The sequence below is a fragment of the Achromobacter sp. JUb104 genome, from assembly GCF_024806975.1.
Classification (GTDB): Bacteria; Pseudomonadota; Gammaproteobacteria; order Burkholderiales; family Burkholderiaceae_B; genus Achromobacter; species Achromobacter spanius.
In genome coordinates, this window is the sequence record NZ_JANUEY010000001.1 from 1496035 (window position 1) to 1516441 (window position 20407).

Genomic DNA, 20407 nt, shown 5'->3' on the forward strand with positions numbered 1-20407 from the left:
CGGGAAGAGATGTCGGTCATCGTACAACATGAATTTGCGTCAGGCAATAGGTCTTGTGCGCTTGCGCATTGTCGGTGGTGAATCGCAACATCAAACGCATGGAAAATCCGGAATTTCCCTAGATTGAAAAGCGAATATTCCTCGCAGTATTCTCCGTTTCCGATAAGTTGTACGACAACGTACAAGAAAAGATGACCTGTCCCTCAGGTCCCATCAGGAGACAAACTTTGAAGGCATTTCCCTTGTTCCGCCGTACCTTGGCCGCGCTGGCCCTGACTACCACCTTGGGCGCCGCCGCCCACGCCGCGGACGACTGGCCGGCCGCCAAGCCGATCACCCTGGTGGTGCCGTTCGCGGCGGGTGGCACGTCCGACATCCTGGGCCGGATGATCGCGCAGGAACTGGGCGCCAGCCTGAGCCAGACCGTGCTGGTGGAAAACAAGGGTGGGGCGGGCGGCGTGCTGGGCGCCGACGCGGTGGCGCGCGCCAAGCCGGACGGCTACACGCTGCTGCTGGGCACCATTGCCACGCACGCGATCAACCCGGCGCTGTTGCCCGGCATCAACTACAACGCCGCCCGCGACTTTGCGCCGGTGATCTTGCTGGGCAGCATCTCGAACGTGCTGCTGGTGGGCGCGAACCAGCCCTACAAGACGGTGCAAGACGTGGTGGCGGCGGCCAAGGCCAACCCCGACACCATCGCTTTTGGGTCGGCGGGCCAGGGCACGTCCCAGCATCTGTCGGGCGAAGTGTTCAAGCAATTGACCGGCGCGCATCTCACGCACGTGCCGTACCGGGGCAGCGCACCGGCCATCCAGGACCTGATCGGCGGCCAGATCCCAAGCTCTTTTGAAACCGCGCTGGTGGCCTTGCCTTATGTGAAGAGCGGGAAGGTGCGCGCGCTGGCCGTCACGTCGGCCAAGCGCACCGAGGTCATGCCCGACGTGCCGACGATGCAGGAAGCGGGCGTGGCCGGTTTTGACGTCAGCAGTTGGCAGGCCATCTACGCGCCGGCCAATACGCCGCCGGCGGTGGTGGACCGCCTGAACAAGGCGATCGCAGCCATCATCGCCAAACCCGAAGTGAACACGAAGATGAAGGGCCTGGGCCTGGCGTATACGCCGAACACGCCCGCCGAGTTCACCGCGTTCCAAACCGGCGAACAGGCGAAGTGGGCGAAGATCATCGCCGACGGCAAGTTGCGGCCCCAGTAAAGGGATGGGCCAAACCCGGGGACCCAAACCCTGGGGGCCACACCGGAAGACCAAGCGGCGGGCGACGTCTTGGGTCGGTCGGGCGGCGAGGCGGGGCGGCGGGAAAAATTCCGGTAGGATTTCACCTTTAGCGAATTCCCACCCGGAATTCCCGCCGTGAATTCCCACCCCCAGCCCCCACCCGCCACCATGCCGAAATCGTCGTCGCAGCCCGCCAACCGCTCTGCCTTTCCCCGGACTCTGTTGGTCGGATTCTTGACGGCGGCGCTTGCCACGCTGGTGATTGCTTTCGTCAACGTGCGCTCGGCCGACGGCCGGTCCGACGCGGTCATGGCGATGGACCGCAACACCGAGACCTTGCGCCAGCTCAGCCTGTTCAATTCAGCGCTCAAGGATGCCGAGATCGGCCAGCGTGGTTTTCTGCTGACGGGCGACGTCTCATATCTGGAACCGTACCTGCGTTCGCTGCCCTTGATTCAGCAGCGGCTGGCGGTGATCCGAACCGCCACTGACCACGACTCGGCGCAACGCCGCATCGTCAACGACATCGAAGGCATCACCCGGCAGAAGCTGGTTGAGCTACAGAGCACCATCGACATGCGCAAGGCGGGCGACGCGGAAGGCGCGCTGGCCGTGGTCCGCACCGACACCGGCAAAGAGGCGATGGACCGCCTGCGCGAATTGGTGGGTGATCTGTATACGCGGCAGATGGAAGAACTGGCGGCCGGCAAGAACGCCTGGTCCGACGCCACGATCACGTCGGCCTATTACTCGTGGGGCGGTTCGCTGCTGTTGCTGGCGCTGATCGGCATTTCGGCCGGCATGACCGTGCGCGAATATCAAGCCAAGGCGCGCCAGTCCTGGGTCTCGACCGGTTTGTCGGGCCTCAGCACGCGTTTGCAGGGCGACCAGCGCCTGGACGACATCGGCAAGCACACGCTGGATTACCTGGCCGAATACCTGAACGCCGACGTGGGCGCGGGTTATGTGGTGGAGCGCGGCACGGGGGAATTGGAGTTGTTCGGCGGCTTTGCCTTGCCGCCGGAACGGCTGGCGCGCAAGTTCCTGCCCGCTGAAGGGCTGACGGGCCAGGCAGTCACGTCGCGCCGCCTGCTGCATGTGCGCAACGTCCCGGCCGGGCACCTGGAAGTGGCGTCCGCCGTGGGGCGTTCCAATCCGGCTGAACTGATGTTGGCGCCCGCCATTCACAACAACCGCGTCTATGCCGTGATTGAACTGGGCTTCAACCACCCGGTGGGCGACATGGAGCGCAGCCTGCTGGAAGGGGCGTCGGAAATGCTGGCGTCGGCGATCCGCGCGGGCCAGGACCGTACGCGCCTGGAGGCGCTGCTGGAAGAAACCCAGCGCCAGGCCGAAGAACTACAGACGCAGCAGGAAGAACTGCGCGTCAGCAATGAAGAGCTTGAGCAGCAAAGCCGCATCCTGCAGGAATCGCAGGCGCGCATGGAGCTGCAACAGACCGAGCTTGAGCAGACCAATACCAACCTGGAAGCGCAGGCCGAACAGTTGCTGCGGGTGCAGGACGCGTTGACCGACAAGGCGCGCCAACTGACGCAGGCCAGCCAATTCAAGAGCGAGTTCCTGGCCAACATGAGCCACGAACTGCGCACGCCCCTGAATTCCACGCTGATCCTGGCCAAGCTGCTGTCGGACAACAAGCCGGGCAACCTCAGCACCGAGCAGGTCAAGTACGCGCAGACCATTTACGCGGCCGGCAGCGACCTGCTGACGCTGATCAACGACATCCTGGATCTGGCCAAGATCGAAGCCGGGCAGGCCACCATGGACGTCGAACAGGTGCCTATTGCGCCGACCTTGCAGCGCCTGCTGGAACCGTTGCGGCCGATGGCGCTTGAAAAAGGGCTGGCGCTGGAACTGGACATCGAGCAAGCGGTGCCCGCCACCATGCATACCGACCCCAAGCGCCTGGGCCAGGTGCTGAAGAACCTGTTGTCCAACGCGCTGAAGTTCACCGAGCGCGGCACGGTCACGATGCGGGTGTCGCGGGTGTCCGGTCCGGGACACGAGCGGCTGGCGTTCGCGGTGCACGACACCGGCATCGGCGTTCCGGCCGAGCAGCAGGATTTGATTTTCGAGGCCTTCCGGCAGGCCGACGGCAGCACGCATCGCAAGTACGGCGGCACGGGGCTGGGGCTGTCGATTTCGCGGGATCTGGCCGAACTGCTGGGCGGCAAGCTGACGGTGACCAGCACGCCGGGGCAGGGCAGCGTCTTTACCTTGGAAGTGCCGGTGCGCCTGGAAAGCCAGCAGCCCGCCGCCGGTGCGCGCGGCGCGCCGGCGTCGTTTCGGCAGCCGGCCTTTTGGGAGGCGCCCGCGCAACGCGCGCCCGGGGCCCCAGCGCGGGCCGTGGCCGCCAGGGGGCCCGCTACCGAAGCGCCCGCTGCCGAAGCGCCCGCCAGCGACGGCCCGGAGCCGGATCGCAGCATTCTGGTCATTGAAGACGACGAGCGCTTTGCCGGCATTCTTTCCGACCTGGCGCGCGAAATGGGCTTTGGCTGCCTGCTGGCGCACACCGCGACAGACGGTCTGGACCTGGCGGTGCGCAAGCGGCCCAATGCCATCGTGCTGGATGTGAACCTGCCCGACTTTTCCGGCCTGGGCGTGCTGGACCAACTGAAGCGCAACCCGCAGACCCGGCATATTCCCGTGCACGTGGTGTCGGTGGCCGACTATGCGCAGGAAGCCATGGGCCGAGGCGCGGTGGGCTACGCGCTCAAGCCGGTCAAGCGCGAAGAACTGGTGGAAGCCTTGCGGCGCCTGGAAGCCAAGTTCACGCAGCATGTGCGTCGCGTGCTGGTGGTGGAAGACGACGACCGCCAACGCGAAAGCGTGCGCCAACTGCTGGCGCGCAATGACGTGGAAATCGTGCCCGCCGCCACGGCGGAGGCCGCACTGGAATTGCTGCGCGAGAACACCTTTGATTGCGTAGTGATGGACTTAAACCTGCCTGACATGAGTGGCTACGAGTTACTTGAGCAGATGGCCGAGCAGGACAGCGTGTCGTTCCCGCCGGTTATCGTCTACACGGGCCGGGCCTTGTCGCGCGACGAAGAGCAGCACCTGCGCCGCTTCTCGAAGTCCATCATCATCAAGGACGCGCGTTCGCCCGAGCGCTTGCTGGACGAGGTGACCTTGTTCCTGCATCAGGTGGAAGCCGAACTGCCGCCCGAGCATCGTCAGATGCTGGAACTGGCGCGCAGCCGCGATTCGGCGCTGGAAGGCCGCACGGTGCTGGTGGTGGAGGACGACGTGCGCAACGTGTTCGCGCTGTCCAGCATCCTGGAGCCCACCGGCCTGCGGGTGGAAATTGCGCGCAATGGCCGCGAGGCGCTGGATGCGCTGGAGCGCGCCGGGGCCGACGGCGTGCCCGCGATCGACCTGGTGCTGATGGACATCATGATGCCCGAGATGGACGGCTACACGGCGATGCGCCACATCCGCAACCGGCCGGAGTGGCGCCGCCTGCCCATCATTGCGCTGACCGCCAAGGCCATGAAGGACGACCAGGAAAAATGCCTGGCCGCCGGGGCCAATGACTACATCGCCAAGCCGCTGGACGTTGAACGGCTGCTGTCCCTGGTGCGCGTCTGGATGCGCAGCTAACGCTGCCGTCCGCGCCGATTTCCGCTGAACACCCCCATGCCCGCCTCCGCCAAAGCCCGTGTTGATGATATCGAGCAGCGCCTGCTGCTTGATGCGATCTATCACCATTACCACTACGACTTTCGGCAGTACGCGCAGGCCTCGCTCAAGCGGCGCCTGCAAAGCGCGCTGACGCAGTTCGGCTGCAAGACCCTGTCGCAACTGCAAGACCGCGTGCTGCACGAGCCGTCGGTATTCACCGCGCTGCTGCAATTCCTGACCGTGCAGGTCAGCGACATGTTTCGCGACCCGGCGTATTTCCTGGCCTTGCGCACGGAAGTTATTCCCATCTTGCGCACCTATCCGTCCATCAAGGTGTGGGTGGCGGGGTGCAGCGCGGGCGAAGAGGTCTATTCGCTTGCCATCCTGCTGGCCGAAGAAGGCTTGCTGGACCGCGCGCTGATCTACGCCACCGACATCAACCCGCACGCATTGCGAGCCGCCGAGCAGGGCGTGTTCGACATGGACCGGGTGGCGGCCTTCAGCAGTAACCACGCGCGGTCCGGCGGCCGCACGTCCTTGTCGGACCACTACACGGCGCGGTACGGGCGGGTGGTGTTCGACAAGCGCTTGCGCGAACACATGGTGTTTTCGGATCACAGCCTGGCCACCGACAGCGTGTTTGCCGAAGTGCACCTGATTTCGTGCCGCAACGTGCTGATCTATTTTGAGCGCGACCTGCAAAGCCGTGCGCTGGGGCTGTTTCACGACGCGCTGGTGCATCGGGGCTTTCTGGGCCTGGGCTCGCGCGAGTCGCTGCGGTTTTCGGCGCAGGCCGACAACTTCGACGACTTTGTGCTGGAAGAGCGCATTTACCGCAAGAAGGCGGGGCTATGAGCGCGAAGGCCCCCGCATCGCCCGCCGCGCCACGCACCACGCCGCCTTCAGGCCCGTGGGACGCCATCGTCATCGGCGGGTCGTCGGGCGCCATCGACGCCTTGAACGCGCTGGTGCCCGCCTTGCCCGCGCGGCTCTGCGCGGCGGTGATCGTGGTGCTGCATCTGCCGCGCGACCGCCGCAGCCTGCTGGTGGATATTTTTCGTGAACGCTGCGCCTTGCCGGTGCTGGAGGCGGAAGATCAGCTCTGGATACAGCCCGGTCATCTGTACTTCGCGCCGCCGGACTACCACTTGCTGGTGGACCAGGGGCCGAGATTGGCCTTGTCGGTGGGCGCGCCCGTGTATTTTTCGCGGCCATCGATTGACGTTTTGTTTGAATCCGCCGCCGACAGCTATGGCGACCGGTTGATGGGCATCTTGCTATCCGGCGCGAACGAGGATGGCGCGCAAGGCCTGGTGGCGATTCATGCCGCCGGGGGCCGCACCGTGGTGCAGGCGCCGTCGTCGGCCGCCATGCCCACCATGCCGAATGCGGCATTGGCGCGCCTTGCCGTGGACGATGCCCTGACGCCCGATGAGATCGCCGCCATGCTGTCCCAACTGCCAACGCAGCCCGTGCTGTAACCCAACACTGCCTTGACACCATGTTCCTGACATCCGCCAAACCACAAGAAGAACGAATCAAATGCCTGCTGGTCGACGACGTGCCCGAAAACCTGGTGGCGCTGGAAGCGCTGCTGGATAGCAGCCGGGTCCAGGTGCTGAAGGCGCAGTCCGGCCCGGAAGCGCTTGAGCTGTTACTGGAAAATGGCGACGTCGCCCTGGCCCTGCTGGATGTGCAAATGCCCGACATGAACGGCTTCGAACTGGCCGAACTGATCCGGGGCAGCGAGCGTACCCGCCATATTCCGCTGATCTTCATCACGGCCGGCTCGCGAGAGCAGAACTGGCAATTCCGTGGCTATGAGAGCGGCGCCGTGGACTTTCTATACAAGCCCATCGACCCGCACATGCTGCGCATGAAGGCCAACGTGTTCTTCGAACTGCACGAGCGCAAGCGCGCGCTGGCGCAGCAATTGGAAGAACGCACCGAAGCCCTGCGCATCAACGAGATGTTCATGGCGGTGCTAAGCCACGACCTGCGCACGCCCTTGCAGTCCATCGTCATGGGCGCGTCCCTGTTGCAGCGGCAAAACGACCCGACGCGCGTGGCGGGCCTGGCCCAGCGCATGCTGCAAAGCAGCGAGCGCATGGCGCGGTTGATCGAAGACCTGCTGGACGTGACGCGCATCCGCCAGACGGGCGGCCTGACGCTTGCGTCGGCCCAGCAAAGCATGGATACGCTGGTGCGCCGCACGGTGGATGAAGCGCAGACGGGCTTTCCCGACCGCCAGATCGAATGCGATTGCGTGGGCGACATGGCGGGCGTGTGGGACGGCGAACGCCTGTGCCAGGTGTTTGCCAACCTGATCGGCAATGCTTTGCATCACGGAGAGCGTGATGTGCCCGTACACGTGGAGGCCGATGGCGCGGCGGCGGACCGGGTGACCGTGACCGTCAGCAATGGCGGCACGATCGCCCCGGCCTTGCTGCCGCACCTGTTCAACCCGTTTCGCAGCGGCGAGCGCCGGGCCGACAGCCACAACGGGCTGGGCCTGGGGCTTTTCATTGCGCAGCAGATCGTGCTGAGCCACGGCGGGTGCATCAACGTGGAATCCCGCGACGGCATCACGCGCTTTCGCGTCGAGCTGCCGCGCGGGGTTGCGGCGTAGGGGTTATCAGAACTCCGCCGACACCGACAGCAGCACCGTCCGGGGCGCGCCGACGGTCAAACCTTCGCGCGCGGCGGACTGCCAGTAGTTCTTGTTGAACACGTTTTCCACCGTGGCGCGCACTACCATCGGCGTGCCGTTGGCGTTGAACGCATAGCGCGCGCCCAGGTCGAAGCGCGTCCACCCCGGGATCGTCTGCGTGTTGCCCACGTCCACATACTGCTGGGTGGTGCGCAGCATGCGCGCGGTCAGGGTCAGGCCTTGCAGGAAGGGCGTGTCCCATTCCGCCGCCGCGTTGAATTGAAAGCGCGGCACGGCGGGCGCGTGGTTGCCGTCGTTGGCGCCGCCTTCCGTGCGTGTCAGGCGCGCGTCGGTGTAGGCCACGCCGCCCAGCAGGCGCACACCGGGCGCGGCGTCGCCTTGCACCAACCATTCCAGGCCGCGATTGCGCTGCTGGCCGTTGGACACGTAGCGCAGCGAGGCCGGATCCAGATAGCTGCTGGGCTTTTCGATCTGGAACGCGCTGAGCGTGGTGGAGAAGTCGCCAAAATCGTACTTGCCGCCCACTTCGATCTGCTTGGCGATTTCCGGGGCGAACATCTCGCCCGCGTTGACGGCGCCCTCGGGCGCAGTGGCCCCCTGGCTCAGCCCTTCGATGTAGTTGCCGTACAGCGACAGGCGCTGCGTGGGGCGCACCGTCAAGGCGAACGCGGGCGTGACGGCGGACTTCTTGTATTCGGACGAAGTACGGCCCGTGGCGGCATCGAAGTTGGTCGATTCGATGCGCTGATGGCGGAAGCCCGCAATGATCTGGACGCGGTCATCGGCAAACGACAGCTTGTCCGCCAGCGCCACGCTGTACAGGCGCGACTCGCTGGTGCGGGGCAGGTCGCCCGGCCGCGCGATGTTTGGCTTGGGCAGGTCGGCCGGGTCGTACAGGTTTGAAAAGATGGTGCTGGAACGGATGCGCGCCGACGAATAGTCGATGTCCAGCGCGCTGGCGCTGATCGAGGGCTCGTGCTTGACCGGGCCCGTGTTGAAGCGGCCACGCAGGCCGACTTCGCCCGTCTTGCTCAGCAGCGATTCGTTCAGGCGGGCTGGCACGGCGCCGATGTCGCCATTGGTGTCCAGCATCAGCCAACTGGTTTGCAGGCTTTCAAAGTCGTGCTTGCGCGCGCCGATTGCGCCATACACCGTCCAATCCGGCGTCAGGTCGTATTCGGCGCGCAGCGCGCCCGACCATTCCTTGGTTTTCCAGTAGGTCCACGACGGGAAGAAATTGCGGCGTGCGTCCGGCGCGGAACCGATGTCCACACCCGGGGCCGGCGCGAACAACAAGCCGCTGCGTGCGTCGGTGTTGCGATTTTGATAATTGATGTCGCCCTCCACCCGGAAGCGTTCGCCTTGGTAGTCCAGGCCGAGCGCTACCGCGCCCAGGGTTTCCTTGGCGCCGTCCTGGGGCAGGTCGCCGCCGCTGCCGGCCACGTTCAGGCGCACGCCCCATTCCTGGCTGTCGCCGTAGCGGCGCGCCAGGTCGGCGTGGGCGCCGAATTGCGAGTCGCCGATGTAGCTCAGGGTGTAGCGGTTAAGCGGTTCGGCCCCGGCGCGCTTGGGCACCAGGTTGATGGCCCCGCCCACCGAGCCGTAAGGCGCCATGCCATTGAGCAGCGCGTTGGGGCCGCGCAGCACTTCCACGCGCTCGACACCGATCAGCGAACTGGCGTTGCGCGGCGACACGCCGTACAGGCCGTTGAACGACACGTCGTAGTTGAACAGCGAGAAGCCGCGGATGTTGAATTCGTCGCGCCCCGCGCCGCGTGAATAGGTGTTGCGCACCGACGGGTCGTTGACCAGTACGTCGCCGATGTTCTGCGCCTGCTGGTCTTCGATCAGCTTGGCGGTGTATTGCGTGGCGCTGAAGGGCGTGTCCATGTCGCTCATATTGCCCAGCAGCCCGACCCGGCCGCCGGTGGCCACCTGGCCGCCCGCGTAGGCGGGGGGCAGGCCGCTACCCAACGCGCTGGCTGTCACGGTGACGGGTGCCAGCGTGGCGGTGCCCGCGTCGGGGATGGCGGACAGGCGGAACTGGTTGGGCGCCTCGCGCGTGGCGCGCAGGCCGGTGCCGGCCAGGGCCTGGCTCAGGGCGTCGGCGCGGGAATAGCGTCCGCGCACGCCGCTGCTTTGGCGACCCGCCAGCAGTTGCGGCGGGGCGGCCAGCAAGATGCCGGTTTCATTGGCCAGGCGGGTCAGCACCTGGCCCACGGGGGCAGCGGGAATGTCGAACGTCAGCAGTTCGCTGGCCTGGCCGGCGCCCGCGGCCGCAGGCTGGGCATGCAGGGCCGGCGCCCAGATCGCCGACAGGGCGAGGGCCAGCGCCAGCGTGGGGGCGGGGGAAAAACGAGGGGACATGACGGAACCTGTGCGCGCTTGCGAAAAAGGAAAAGGAAGTTGGCAATGTCCTGCGTTGCAGGAGCTCTCACTTTCCTAAATCGAACCTGGATTCAAAACCCGGAACCGCCGCGCGGGTTTTTTTTGGATTTTTTTGAATTTCTTGTCTACGCACGCGGTTCAAGACTGATCCACCAGGGCAGGGTGCGCTGCAGGCGGATGGGCAGCACCGAGGCCAGCATGTTCAGCGCGCGGTCCACGTCGTTCAGCGGATAGCTGCCAAACACCGGCAAATCCCGCAGTTGCGGCGCCAGGCCCAGGTGCCCGGCATGGTAGCGGCGTAGCGCGGAGACGACTTCCGACAGGGGCGTGCCATCGGCCAGCAGCAAGCCTTGGCGCCAGCTTTCCCGCGCGGGGTCGGCCGGCATCAGGGGCTGCAAGGTGTCGCGGGTGAAGCGCGCCTGCCGGCCCGCCGAGACGACTTCGCTGGCGCCCGAGCGCAAGGCGGTCACGCGGACCGCGCCGTCATAGACGGCGACCAGCGTGTCCGCGTCGGCCTCGCTGACCGAAAAACGCGTGCCCAGGGCTTGCAGCTCGCCTTGTCCGGTGTCCACAAAAAAGGGGCGCAGCGGATCCTGGCCGGTATCCACCAGGATTTCGCCCGCCACCAGTTGCAGCCGGCGCTGGGTGCCGCTGTAGGCCACATTGAAAGCGCTGAGCGCGTTGATCCAGACGCGGGTGCCGTCGGCCAGCGTGACTTGCCGCGTTTCGCCCACGCCGGCGCGGTAGTCCGTGCCCCAGAGCGTGGCCAGCGTGGACAGCGGCGTCTGGCGCCATGCGGTCCAGCCCAAGCACGACAGGCCGAAGGCCGCGCCCAGCCCCAGCAAGACCTGGCGCCGACGGCGCGGCGCGGCGCTGATCGATTGGTGAAACGCCGACACGGCGGCATTGCGGTCGGGGCTGGTCTGCAAGGGGGTGAAGCGGCGGTCGATGCGTTCCACGTAGCTCCAGGCCTGCCGCTGCTCGGCGCCCCGGTCCAGCCATTGCCGCCATTGCTGGCGCTCGGCCGAAGATGCCTGGCCGCTACGCAGCAAGGCGTACCACTCGGCGGCTTCTTCCATGACGTCGTGCGCGGGTTCGGACGCGGCCAGGGTGCTCATCGCGTGGCGGGGGAGGGGGTGGTCGTGTCGTCGGCCAGGCGGTCGCGCAGGCCGTCGGTCGTGTCGTCGCTTAAGCCAGCGGCCAGCCTGGCTTCCAGCTTCATGCAGCACAGCATGGCGCGCGCCACGTACTTGCGCACCATGCGGGCGGATACGTTCAGCGTGTCGGCCACTTCCTGATCGGTCATTTCGCAGGCGACCGCCATGACGAAAGCGTGCGCGACCTTGGGCGGCAGTTCACGCAGCATGGTGTCGATTTCGCCCAGCGCTTCAAGCACGATGGCCTGGTCCTCGGCGGACGACACGGTGGGTTCGGGCTGCTTGGCCAGCGTGTCCAGCCAGGCTTGCTCCAGGCTGCGGCGGCGCCATAGGTCCACGCACATGCCGTTGGCCATCTTGCGCAAATAGCTGCGCGCCTGCTGCGGAGTGTCGAAGTGGCAGGGGCGGGTGAGCAGCCGCACGAAAGCATCGTGCGCCAGGTCGGCCGCGTCGGCCGCGTTGCCCAGGCGCCAGTTCACCCAGGTCAGCAACCAATGGTGATGGTTGCCGTACAGGTGTTCAAAGTCCTGGGACAAAGGGGGTGCAGCGCTCAAGATCCCGCCCGCTCGCGATAAGTGTCCGCATCCATGCACTGGCATTAATGCTAATGCGAACACTTATCAATTATTTAACGAGCGCAGATTATGGCTTGGCGCGCGCGGGCTTGGCAACCCGGGATAAGACCAGTGTGGCGCGGTGGCGTCAGGCCGGCGTCATCACCCCATCGACCATGCGCATGAGCGACAGCGGGTTGGCGCGCTTGACGCCGTCGGGCAGCAGCGCGTCGGGCAGGTCCTGATAGCAGACCGGGCGCAGGAAGCGGCGAATCGCGGTGGCGCCCACCGACGTGGACGCCGGGTTCGACGTGGCCGGGAAGGGGCCGCCGTGCACCATGGCATGGCTGACTTCCACACCGGTCGGGTAGCCGTTGGCCAGGATGCGGCCGGCCTTGCGCTCCAGCACGGGCAGCAGCGCTTGGGCTTGCGCCACGTCGGCCTCGTCCACGAACAGGGTGGCCGTCAACTGGCCTTCCAGGTGCTCGGCCACGGCCGTCATCTGGGCCACGTCGCGGCAGGCCACCACCAGCGAGGCGGGGCCGAACACTTCGGCTTCCAGTTCATGCGACGCCAGGAAGCGGTCGGCCTGCGTGCCGAACACGACCGCGCCCGCGGCGTTGGCTTCCGGCTTGGATGCTTCGCCCCGGCCCAGCGTGGCCACGCTGGCGTGCTTGGCTAGCGCGTCGGCGCCGTCCTGGTAGGCGGCAAAGATGCCGGGGGTCAGCATGGTGGCCGCGCCCTTGGCCTTGACGGCTTCGGCGGCGGCTTGACGGAAGCGGTCCAGCGCCGGGCCTTCCACGCCGATGACCAGGCCGGGGTTGGTGCAGAACTGGCCCACGCCCATGGCCAGCGAATCCACAAACCCACGGGCGATGGCTTCAGCGCGCGCGTCCAGGGCGGCCGGCATCAGGAACACCGGGTTGATGCTGGACATTTCGGCGTAGACGGGAATCGGCACCGGGCGGGCATTGGCGGCGGCAACCAGCGCCAGGCCACCCCGGCGCGAGCCCGTGAAGCCGACGGCGGCAATGGCCGGATCCGACACCAGGGCGGTGCCGATTTCGCTGCCCGCGCCAAACAGCAACGAGAACGTGCCTTCGGGCAAACCGTGCTTGGCGACGGCGGCCTGGATCACCCGGCCCACCATTTCAGAGGCGCCCGGGTGCGCGTTGTGCGCCTTGACGATGACGGGGCAACCGGCGGCCAGCGCCGACGCGGTGTCGCCGCCCGCCACCGAGAAGGCCAGCGGGAAGTTGCTGGCGCCGAACACCGCGACGGGGCCCAACGGCACGTTGGCCAGGCGCAGGTCGGCGCGCGGCAGCGGTTGGCGTTCCGGTTGCGCTGGGTCGATGGTGGCGTCCAGGAAGTAGCCGTCGCGCACCACGCGGGCGAACAGGCGCAACTGGCCCACGGTGCGGCCACGTTCGCCTTGCAGGCGCGCGACGGGCAGGCCGGTTTCCAGGTGCGTGCGTTCAATCAGCGCGTCACCCAGCGCCAGGATGCCCTCGGCGATGCTTTCCAGGAACTGCGCGCGGGTTTCCAGCGGCGCGGCGCGATAGGGGTCAAAGGCGGCGCGGGCCAGCTCGGCGGCGCGCGCGACGTCGTCGGCCGAGCCTGCGGGGAAGGCGGGCTCCAGGCGTTCGCCGGTGGCGGGGTTGATGGCGTGTTGCGCCGCGCCCGAGCCCAGGACGGCGCTTTTGCCGATCAGCATTTGGCCGGTCAGGGTCATGATGAATTCTCCGAAAAAAAGACAGCCCCTTGTCTGGGGCGTAGGTGCACGGTAGATGCCGCGTTGAATGTAAGTCATCGTACAACACGAAACACCTCGATTTCAAGGTGATTGCTCTATGGATGTACTTGTAGACAAGGGGAAACCCCAAATTTATTCATCCCCTATTTCGCGGATATTCTCATGGTTGTACGATAACGTATCGGATGCGCGGATTCGCGTGCATCGCTGCGTATCTCCCCAAGGCAAAAGGATTTTTCATGCAGGTTGCGGCAGACCAAACGCCGGTGCTTATCAAGATTCACCCGCAAGACAATGTGGCGATCGTGGCCAATGAAGGGGGGCTGCCCGCCGGCACGGTGTTGCCCGATGGCCTGCAATTGGTGGACGCCGTGCCGCAAGGGCACAAGGTGGCCTTGCAAGACCTGGCCGAAGGCGACCCGGTGGTGCGCTACAACGTGGTGGTCGGCTTTGCCGCCAAAACGCTGCCGCGCGGAAGCTGGATCAACGAGCGCGTCACCACCATGCCCACCGCACGCACCTTGGAAGACCTGCCCGTGGGCACGCGCATCACGCCGCTGCCGCCGCTGGAAGGCTACACGTTCGAGGGTTACCGCAACGCCGACGGCACTGTGGGCACGCGCAATATCCTGGCCATCAGCACCACGGTGCAATGCGTGCAGGGCGTGGTCGAACACGCCGTGGCGCGCATCCGCCAGGAACTGTTGCCGCGCTATCCCAACGTGGACGACGTGGTCGGCATCGAACACACCTACGGCTGCGGCGTGGCCATTGATGCCCCCGGCGCGGCGATTCCCATCCGCACCTTGCACAACATCGCCCGCAACCCGAACTTTGGCGGCACGTCCATGGTGGTCAGCCTGGGTTGCGAAAAGCTGCAACCGGAACGGCTGCTGGCGCCGGGCGCCATACCAATCCGCGCGGGCGAGGGCATGGGCGCAGACGGCGAAGGGGTGGACACCATCGTGCTGCAAGACGAAGAAAACGTGGGCTTTCAGTCGATGATCGACCTGATCATGCGCACGGCCGAACGCCATCTGCAAAAGCTGAATGCGCGCCGCCGCGAAACCTGCCCGGTGTCCGACCTGACGGTAGGGGTGCAATGCGGCGGCAGCGACGCCTTTTCCGGCGTGACGGCCAACCCCGCCGTGGGCTTCGCCACCGACCTGCTGGTGCGTGCCGGCGGCACCGTGATGTTCTCCGAGAATACCGAAGTGCGCGACGGCATCGATCAGTTGACGGCGCGCGCCGCCACGCCGGAAGTGGCCGACGCGTTGATCCGCGAGATGGCCTGGTACGACGATTACCTGCAACGCGGCATGGCCGACCGCAGCGCCAACACCAGCCCGGGCAACAAGAAGGGCGGCTTGTCGAACATTGTGGAAAAGGCGATGGGGTCGATCGTGAAGTCGGGCTCGTCGCCCATTCATGGCGTGCTGTCGCCCGGTAACCGCCTCACGCAAAAGGGCTTGATCTTTGCCGCCACGCCCGCCAGTGATTTCATCTGCGGCACGTTGCAACTGGCGGCCGGCATGAACCTGCATATCTTCACCACCGGCCGGGGCACGCCCTACGGTCTGGCGCAGGTGCCGGTCATCAAGGTGGCCACGCGCGACAGCCTGGCGCGCCGCTGGCATGACCTGATGGACGTGAACGCAGGCCGCATCGCCACCGGCCAGGCATCTATTGAAGACGTGGGTTGGGAGCTGTTTCGCCTGATGCTGGACGTGGCCAGCGGCCGCCAGCAGACCTGTGCGGAAAAGCTCAAGCTGCACAACGCCCTGGCGCTGTTCAACCCCGGGCCCGTGACCTGAGCGCCCGAGGACGCCGCCCACGAAGGGCCGGAGGGCGTCGCCTACCAAGGGCCGCCGCTAGCCGCACATCCGCTTGACCGCATTGCCATCGCATTACACCGACAAGAGGAGACACCGATGGAGCTTGCCCCCTTGGCCCAGCCCGGCCGCCGCCGACTGCTGGGCGCCGCATTGGCGCTAGGACCGGCCACGCTTGCACAGGCGCAGTCGTTCAGCTTTACGCCGCAGCAGCGCTACCCGGATTCGTCCGTGCGCATCCTGGATCCGGAGTTTTCCAAGTACCGCATCTACAGCAGCACCGTCGAACAACTGGCCACGGGTTTCCGTTGGCTGGAAGGGCCGGTATGGGTGGGTGACGGCCGCTATCTGCTGGTGTCCGACATTCCCAACGACCGCATCCTGCGCTGGGACGAAACCACCGGTGAAATCAGCGAGTTTCGCAAGCCCGCCAACTTCAGCAACGGCCTGGCCCGCGACCGGCAGGGCCGGCTGCTGACCTGCGAGCATCTGACGCGGCGCGTCACGCGCACCGAATATGACGGCTCCATCACGGTGCTGGCCGACCGCTACGACGGCAAGCGCTTCAATTCGCCCAACGACATCATCTGCCAGCGCAACGGCGCCATCTGGTTCACCGATCCGCCATTCGGCATCGGCGGGCATTGGGAAGGCGACAAGGCCAAGCCGGAACTGCCGCACGGCGTCTACCGCATCGACCCGTCGGACGGCCGCGTGACGCAGGCGCTGGGTGACTTGGCCGGGGCCAACGGCCTGTGCTTTTCGCCGGACGAAAAGATTCTTTATGTGGTCGAGTCGCGCCATCAGCCCAACCGCGTGGTGTGGGCCTATGACGTGGGCGCGGACGGCGCGCTATCGGGCAAGCGCCTGCATATCGACGCGCAAGGCCCCGGCGCCATCGACGGCATCAAGTGCGATGAAGACGGCAACCTGTGGTGCGGCTGGGGCAGCAACGGCTCGGCCGGCGCCAAGCCCGAAGAGCTGGACGGTGTGATGGTGTTCAACCCGGCGGGCAAGCCCATCGGCCATATCCGTCTGCCCGAACGCTGCGCCAACCTGTGCTTTGGCGGGGCCAAGCGCAACCGCCTGTTCATGGCCAGCAGCCATTCGCTATACGCGCTGTACGTGGAAACGCGCGGCGCCGTGTGACGTTTGCAAGCGGCAAGGCGTGGCAGGGCGCCGCGCCGGTTTTATCTCAAAACAACATCAACCCGTGTGGAGACAGCATGAACGTAAGCAAGAGACATTTCCTGGGCGGCGCCGCGGCGCTATGCCTGTCGCCCTTGGTGCCCGCCTGGGCGCAGCAAGCAGGGGCGGCCGCAAGCGGCGGCGCGGTGAACTGGCCGACGCGGCCCGTGCGCATCGTTGTGCCGTATCCGCCCGGGGGCTCGTCGGACATCATCGCGCGCATCCTGGCCCCGCGCCTGTCCGACGTGCTCAAGCAGACCGTGGTGGTCGAGAACAAGCCCGGCGCCAACGGCAACCTGGGCGCGGGGCTGGTCGTGCAGCAGGCGGCCGAGGGCCATACCGTGCTGCTGTGCGACGTGGGCGCCCTGGCGATCAGTCCGTCCGTTTACACCAAGCTGTCGTTCGATCCGTCCAAGGACTTGCGCGCCGTCGGCATGCTGGCCTATTCGCCGCACGTGCTGGCGGTGCACCCGGACGTGCCGGCCAAGACCTTGCAGGATCTGGTGGCGCTGTCGAAAAAGGAACGGCTGAATTTTGCCGTGACGGCAATCGGCAGCGCGCCGCACCTGGCGGCGGTGGCGGTGCAGCAGGCCACGGGCGCGCAATGGGAATACGTGCCGTACAAGGGCGGCTCGCAAGCGGTGACGGACACGATCGGCGGGCAGACCCAGATCATCATGAACGGGCTGCTGGCGACCTTGCCGCACATCAAGTCCGGCAAGCTGCGCGCGGTGGCGATTTCGAAGGGCGAGCGCATGAAGCTGGTGCCGGATATTCCGACCATTTCGGAACAAGGCGTGAAGGGCTTTGAGTCGGGCACGTGGCAGGGCGTGATGGCGCCGGCGACCATGACCGACCCGGTGGCCCAACGCCTGGCGATGCTGATGGCGCAGATCGTCACCCAGCCGGACGTGACGGCGCAATTGAACGAGCAGGGCGCCGAAATCGTGACGCGCAACCCGGCCGAACTGGCGCAGTTCTTCGCCAGCGAACGCGCGCGCTGGGCCAAGGTGGTGGAAAGCACCAACATCAAGCTGGACTGACGGGGCCAGGGCGCGCGTGTTGCGAGGCATGGACGATGGGCGCACACTCGTGCCTGGTTCGTCTTGCCTTGGAGCCGCGATGAAAGCCCTGATCCTGGCTGGCCCCCTGAGGGTGGCTGCGTCCTTTGGGCTGGCCCGATGCATTGGGCTGGTCACCCCCATCGGGCTGGCTGTTTCCGCCGCGCTGTTCGCCGGGCCCACGCTGGCGCGGGATAGCGTGCCCGGCGGCGTGCCAGAGCCGCCCGCGTCCGCGCGCACCTTGCCGGATACCTGCCTGGGGACATCATGTTCCAGGAAGGTGGACCCCGGCCGGAGTGGGCAGCCTTGCCTGGGCACGTCCTGCGGCGGCGCGCGCTACCCGGAGCCGGCATCGGACGCGAATGTAAACCGCGCCCCGCCGCCGTGGAGCGGCCCGGCGCAACCGAAGCTGCCGCCGATGCCACAGCGTGGGCAGCCCTTGGGACCGCTGACGCCGGGGCCGGCGTTACCGCGTTAGGTGCGGGAATTGCGCCAGTGAAATGTGCGTGACATGCTGGGCGGCTGCAATGCAGGTCACGGCATTGAAAAAAACCGTGACGACGCTTGTTGCAAGGCAACATCGTTTGCTATCTTCCGGCCGTACCGCTTCTATCGTGATTTTGGGGAATCCATCAACATGCCTGCCCGCCCACGCCTAGCGACAGTGCCCGCCCAGGAGTCCGAGACAGCGGTATTGTCCGCCCCACCGCCCAAGCCTGCCGCGGCGACCGACGCGCTTGGATGCGCCGCCAGCAAGCTCATCACGAACCAGCATTTCGAAGGCGGCGGGCTGACGTTCTACCGCAAAAGCACCGACAACAAACATTTCGGCCACGTCGCCACGCCGGCGTCCGACCGGGGTTATCTGGTGGGCGTGGCCATGCAGGGCGGACACCGACGCCGCATCCTGCAAGGCAACCATGCATCGACCCATGATTTCGACATCGGGTCGGTCTATATCCGCGATTTCAACGAAGACTACCGCGCCGACCTGCACGGCGGTTTCGACTTCGTGTTGATCGAGCTGTCGCGCGCTTTCATCGAACGCATCAACGACGAGAACGGCGGCCCGCGCGTCAGCAGTCTGCTGCCGCGCGCGGGGCAGGGCGACCCGGTGCTGGCACATATGTCTCACGTGCTGGCCAGCGTGTTGGCGCAGCCGGAGCAGCAGGGCGGCCTGTTCGTGGAACACCTGAGCCTGGCGCTTGGCGCGCACCTGCTGTCGCACTATGGCGCGGGCGCCACCAGCGGCTGGACGGACTCGGGCGGGAGCCGCGTGCTGTCGCGCAAGCTGGAAGCCCGGGCCAAGGACATGCTGCTGTCGTCCCAGCGCGCGGACACGTCCATTGCAGACATCGCCGAGGCCTGCAACCTGTCGCGCAGCTATTTCATCAAGGCGTTCCGGCAGACGGTGGGCACCACGCCGCACCGTTGGCTGCTGGAGCAGCGCGTGCAAAAAGCGCAAGACTTGCTGCGCATGCCGGGCCGGTCCATTACCGACATCGCGCTGTTGTGCGGCTTTGCCGACCAGGCGCATCTGACGCGGGTGTTCACCAGCGTGGTGGGCGCATCGCCCGGGGCCTGGCGCAAGGTCAACGCGTAGCGTGCATGGGGCGGTGTCAGCCGGGGGGGCTAAACCAGGGTTTAAGCCCGGGTTTAAGCCGCGGTGTACGATCACTGCTCTTTCAGACAAAGCAGCACCCAAGTACGCAAGACCGTCCGGCAGCCCGAAGCTAGCCTAGCGCTGTACCTTGCCGCTTTCTTCGGTTGCCCCGGAAGTGAATCCCATGAATCGCCCGCCCGTTGACGCCGCTTGCCAACCGCCTGAATTGCCGGCCTTGCATGCGCAAGCGTTTCCCATGCTGAGCCCCGACCAGATCCGCCTGGCCGCGCCCTACGGCGAGGAAGTGCGGGCGTCGGCCGGCACCGTGCTGTTGCAAAGCGGCAGCGAGGAGGCCGCGTTCTACATCGTGCTGGATGGGTACGTGGAAGTGCTGGAAAGCGAAGCCGACGGCACCCAGCACAGCCTGCTGATGCATCGCGATGGGGAATTCACCGGCAGCCTGGACCTGTTTACCGACCGCCCCAACGCGGTCACAGCACGCGCCGATTCCGACAGCCGGCTGCTGTGCCTGTCGCGCGCGGGGCTGGCTCAGTTGCTGCTTGCGGAGCCTATGTTGGCAGACATTGTGCTGCGCGCTTTCATGCTGCGCCGCATTGGCTATTTGCGTCGCCGGCCCTATGGCGGCGCCATTTCGCGTGGGGGTGCCATGGCCGATGGCAGTGCTGTCCCACGCTCGGGCGCGGCGGCGGGGCAGGCCGACCCGGTGTTGGACCTGGCCGTGATCGGCGGCGGGCCGGCGGGACTGGCGGCGGCGGCCTATGCCGCGTCTGAAGGCTTGCACACCCTGCTGGTGGGCGGCTCTTTATGCGGCGCCGAGGCGCCAGGGACGCAGGCCTTGCCCGGCTTTCCCGGCACCATCACCGGCTTGTGCGATGGCGGCCTGCTGCGCCGCGCCGAAACGCAAAGCCGTCGCTTCGGTTCGCATGTGATGCCCGTGCGCGTGGCCACGGAATTCGACAGCACTTCGTACCCGTATCGCGTGTGGCTCGATGACGGCCAGATGATCGAGGCGCGCAGCTTGATCGTGGCGACCGGGCTGGTGGAAGACGGCTCTGGCGAGGGCAACACGGCGTGGTTGGACGGCTGCCTGGACACCGATGACCTGGGCTGCATCCTGACGGGCCGGGCGGCAGCCGGGTCCATGCAGGCGCGCGCGTATGAAAGCTCGCAGCCCGGCGTGTTCGCGGTGGGCGCGGTGCGCGCCGGATCCGTCAAGCACGTGCTGGCCAGCATTGCCGAGGGCGCGGCGGCGGTGCGCGTCGTGCACCGCTTCCTGGACGCCTCGGCTCACTAGTTTGC

At 66.4% G+C, this 20407-nt stretch carries 15 protein-coding genes; 11 read left to right on the forward strand and 4 right to left on the reverse strand.

What is annotated here, in order from left to right:
* Positions 1-227 precede the first annotated feature (227 nt).
* The 5 genes from M2361_RS06835 (at position 228) to M2361_RS06855 (ending at position 7509) form a co-directional block, all read left to right on the forward strand.
* Positions 228-1214, forward strand: coding sequence for a tripartite tricarboxylate transporter substrate binding protein (locus M2361_RS06835; protein ID WP_259247325.1), 987 nt, complete (start codon positions 228-230; stop codon positions 1212-1214).
* A gap of 189 nt (positions 1215-1403) precedes the next feature.
* Positions 1404-4859: a response regulator gene (locus tag M2361_RS06840; RefSeq protein ID WP_259249253.1), complete on the forward strand. Its 3456-nt coding sequence runs from the start codon at positions 1404-1406 to the stop codon at positions 4857-4859.
* A gap of 36 nt (positions 4860-4895) precedes the next feature.
* Positions 4896-5735 (forward strand): protein-glutamate O-methyltransferase CheR, encoded by an 840-nt coding sequence (locus M2361_RS06845; protein ID WP_100855635.1) that lies wholly within the window; start codon positions 4896-4898, stop codon positions 5733-5735.
* Complete coding sequence (locus M2361_RS06850) at positions 5732-6361, forward strand: chemotaxis protein CheB (protein WP_259247327.1); 630 nt, start codon at positions 5732-5734, stop codon at positions 6359-6361. Before M2361_RS06845 ends, M2361_RS06850 begins: the two co-directional genes overlap by 4 nt.
* 20 nt (positions 6362-6381) lie before the next feature.
* Positions 6382-7509 carry a hybrid sensor histidine kinase/response regulator gene (locus tag M2361_RS06855; RefSeq protein WP_259247329.1) on the forward strand — a complete coding sequence of 376 codons (1128 nt, stop codon included), beginning with the start codon at positions 6382-6384 and terminating at the stop codon, positions 7507-7509.
* Between the two features lie 6 nt (positions 7510-7515).
* Here the strand turns inward: M2361_RS06855 and M2361_RS06860 are convergent, their stop codons facing one another.
* The 4 genes from M2361_RS06860 to M2361_RS06875 form a co-directional block, all read right to left on the reverse strand.
* A complete protein-coding gene (locus M2361_RS06860; RefSeq protein ID WP_259247331.1) occupies positions 7516-9918 on the reverse strand; it encodes a TonB-dependent receptor in 2403 nt (800 codons plus the stop codon).
* Between the two features lie 146 nt (positions 9919-10064).
* Positions 10065-11057 carry a FecR family protein gene (locus M2361_RS06865; RefSeq protein ID WP_259247333.1) on the reverse strand — a complete coding sequence of 331 codons (993 nt, stop codon included), beginning with the start codon at positions 11055-11057 and terminating at the stop codon, positions 10065-10067.
* Positions 11054-11632: a sigma-70 family RNA polymerase sigma factor gene (locus M2361_RS06870; RefSeq protein WP_259249254.1), complete on the reverse strand. Its 579-nt coding sequence runs from the start codon at positions 11630-11632 to the stop codon at positions 11054-11056. The genes M2361_RS06865 and M2361_RS06870 overlap by 4 nt, the downstream gene beginning before the upstream one ends.
* Before the next feature lie 166 nt (positions 11633-11798).
* A complete protein-coding gene (locus tag M2361_RS06875) occupies positions 11799-13382 on the reverse strand; it encodes an aldehyde dehydrogenase (NADP(+)) (protein WP_259247342.1) in 1584 nt (527 codons plus the stop codon).
* A 260-nt stretch (positions 13383-13642) separates the two neighbouring features.
* Between M2361_RS06875 and garD the strand changes: the two genes are divergently transcribed.
* The 6 genes from garD (at position 13643) to M2361_RS06905 (ending at position 20402) form a co-directional block, all read left to right on the forward strand.
* Entirely contained in the window at positions 13643-15217 is a 1575-nt protein-coding gene (garD, locus tag M2361_RS06880; protein WP_259247348.1) for a galactarate dehydratase, read from the forward strand.
* A 117-nt stretch (positions 15218-15334) separates the two neighbouring features.
* Entirely contained in the window at positions 15335-16384 is a 1050-nt protein-coding gene (locus tag M2361_RS06885) for an SMP-30/gluconolactonase/LRE family protein (RefSeq protein ID WP_259247349.1), read from the forward strand.
* Between the two features lie 77 nt (positions 16385-16461).
* A complete protein-coding gene (locus tag M2361_RS06890) occupies positions 16462-17466 on the forward strand; it encodes a tripartite tricarboxylate transporter substrate binding protein (protein WP_259247350.1) in 1005 nt (334 codons plus the stop codon).
* Positions 17467-17545: 79 nt separating this feature from the next.
* Positions 17546-17962, forward strand: coding sequence for a hypothetical protein (locus M2361_RS06895; RefSeq protein ID WP_259247352.1), 417 nt, complete (start codon positions 17546-17548; stop codon positions 17960-17962).
* Between the two features lie 216 nt (positions 17963-18178).
* Positions 18179-19087 carry a helix-turn-helix domain-containing protein gene (locus M2361_RS06900; RefSeq protein ID WP_259247354.1) on the forward strand — a complete coding sequence of 303 codons (909 nt, stop codon included), beginning with the start codon at positions 18179-18181 and terminating at the stop codon, positions 19085-19087.
* Between the two features lie 184 nt (positions 19088-19271).
* Positions 19272-20402 carry a cyclic nucleotide-binding domain-containing protein gene (locus M2361_RS06905; protein WP_259247355.1) on the forward strand — a complete coding sequence of 377 codons (1131 nt, stop codon included), beginning with the start codon at positions 19272-19274 and terminating at the stop codon, positions 20400-20402.
* Positions 20403-20407: the final 5 nt, after the last annotated feature.